General features: G+C 38.2%; 1 protein-coding gene. It reads right to left on the bottom strand.

Annotation, left to right across the window (positions count from 1 at the left end):
• Window positions 1-229: 229 nt before the first annotated feature.
• Window positions 230-1,819 (bottom strand): IS66 family transposase, encoded by a 1,590-nt coding sequence (locus tag NUV69_02225; GenBank protein MCR4324478.1) that lies wholly within the window; start codon window positions 1,817-1,819, stop codon window positions 230-232.
• Between the last annotated feature and the right edge of the window lie 471 nt (window positions 1,820-2,290).

Here is a 2,290-nt window from a genome sequence, read left to right as displayed (position 1 = left end):
GGGATCATAAATTGGTACATCGTCTTCTTGCTTAAAAGTTGTTGCTAATCTTCCAACAAATTTTACTAACGGATGTTTAATCATAATCGACACTCCTTTCCATTTATTGATTTCTCATTATTTTCCTGAATAAATAGTAAAACCAGATAATAGTAGCTATATCTTGCAAAAGCACAATAAAATTAGTAAGTTTAAACTGTTTTCAACGAGAAACCAATTGCATAGTTCTTTAGGCAGCCTTCTTAAGGATTTCTGCTTTTGTATATTCTTCAAATTCTTTCAGGAGCATAGGTCTTCCTGTTTTTATGTAGTGTTTTAAACTCTCTTTAAGAAAACGCAGAAACGACACTTTCCGTAATTTGCACGTCGTATGAATTGAAAGCAAGATTGCATAGGCGTTTGCTCCTTCCTTTGATTTACTTCCTCCTGATATTTTGCGCTTGAGAACTCCTGTGCGTATCAAGTATTCAGCAAAATTGTTATGGCAAGGAACTTCCGGATGACATACGAATGTCAGCGTTCGAGATTGCTGCCTCCTTACTTTGTCTATTACCCCTTGTAGCACATTGTCTGGATTGGGCCATTTCAATAACTCTTCCAAACGGGTTTCTAATCTGGCAAAACGCCTGTAAAATTTTTCTTCTCCAAACTCCTTGCGCAATGCCTGTAAACGTTCTCCATCCTTTATTATTCTTCGAAACTTTACGTAAAATGCAGCTATATCCTTTAGCTCAGGAAATGACTTATAGAATTTCCGTATCTTCCTTAGTAAATGTGCCATACAGCTCTGCTGTTCGCTTATTATAGATAAGTACGCACCCCATCCGTCTACAACCATTACCCCCAGAAACACTTCTCCGAGAATACGGCGTACCACATCACCTCCCCTTGATTTGTCTATGAGAAAATAGGCGGACTTTTTTGTGCCAAACACCCATAGCCACCAGTTACGACCTTTTATCCGCCAGCCGGTTTCGTCTGCAAATAATATATATCCAATTTGCACATCTTGCAAAATTTCGTCATAAACGTCTTCCAATATCCCTGAAACTCGTATCACATGTTTAGACAACCCGGACGTTGATATCTCAAAACCAAAAAAGTCCTGCATGTATTTTGCCAACCTTGTAAAGGGCAAGCAGGATGATACCCACAAATAACATATCAACGTTGTCGCATTTAAACCTATATCAGACTTAGGTAATGCCAGTTCTGATTTAGCAGTCACCACTTGCCGGCAATTTTGACAATACTTTTTCTCTTGCTCTATCTCTATTACTTCCGGCTCAGACACATCTGATATATCCTCTATAATCCTTGTATTACTGCTCTTTAAAGGCTCTTTTGAAGATAAATCCTCTCCGCAGTTAGTACAACTGTCCAACGTCGCTTTTACCTTGATTGAGGATTCCTTCGTTTTGCATTTGTTGCCAGAACCCTCTCGCTTCTTTTTCCCTCTTCCCTGTTTGCCACTTTTTGGATAGTTACCGACTCCCTTGGGTTCCCATTCCGGCTGTTTTGATGACGGCTTGTTGACGTTCTTATTTACGTCTTTTATTTTTATCTTTTCCAACTCTGCTTTTAATCTTTCATTTTCTTCTTCCAGTGTTAAGTGTTTTTCCAGCCTTTCCTCTTTTGGCTCTTCCTCTCTCTTTGGTATTTTCTTTTTTGGTTTTGTAGGCTTATGACGAACTAGCGCTCTTATAATCAACACCAATACGCGAAACAATGACTTTGCGCTTGCTGACAACTTCTTATCACTTTTCAGTAATTCTTCGACTTGTTCAAGCGTCGAGTCTATAGTATTTTTAGCAATCATCAATTTATCACATATAGGCAAATAGCCTTCATTTAACTTGGCTATTATACCACATGATTTTTATTGAAAATTTTTGCCCCGCAAATACTCTATACGTTACTTAAAAAAATCGCACACGCTCACCCCTTTAACACACCAACAAGCCTCATATCTGCCCAAACCAAACCCCTTGTTCAACGCAAATATATCAATGCTACAAACACAAAAAATCTCTGCAATTTCAACCAAAAACCCTGTCAATAAAATTCTGATATTATTATAATTTTTTTCCCCCATCATTGCTATTAGCGCTCAATAGCTCCAAGGCATTAGCAACAACATGCTGATCTCACTGAAAGCAGTTTAAACTTACATATTATCTATGCCACTAAATTCTGTATCGTGCTTCCTTTCAGCTCTGTCATTAATTGACCCTCTGGTACTGCCAGGCCTTTCCTTTGTAACCGTAAAATTGGTAACCATTTTGAAACC

The sequence above is a fragment of the Candidatus Curtissbacteria bacterium genome (assembly GCA_024654445.1).
Taxonomy (GTDB): Bacteria; Patescibacteriota; Microgenomatia; order Curtissbacterales; family GWA2-41-24; genus JANLHP01.
Note: the sequence above shows the minus strand (reverse complement) of the source record. Positions and strands in the feature narration are given on the sequence as shown.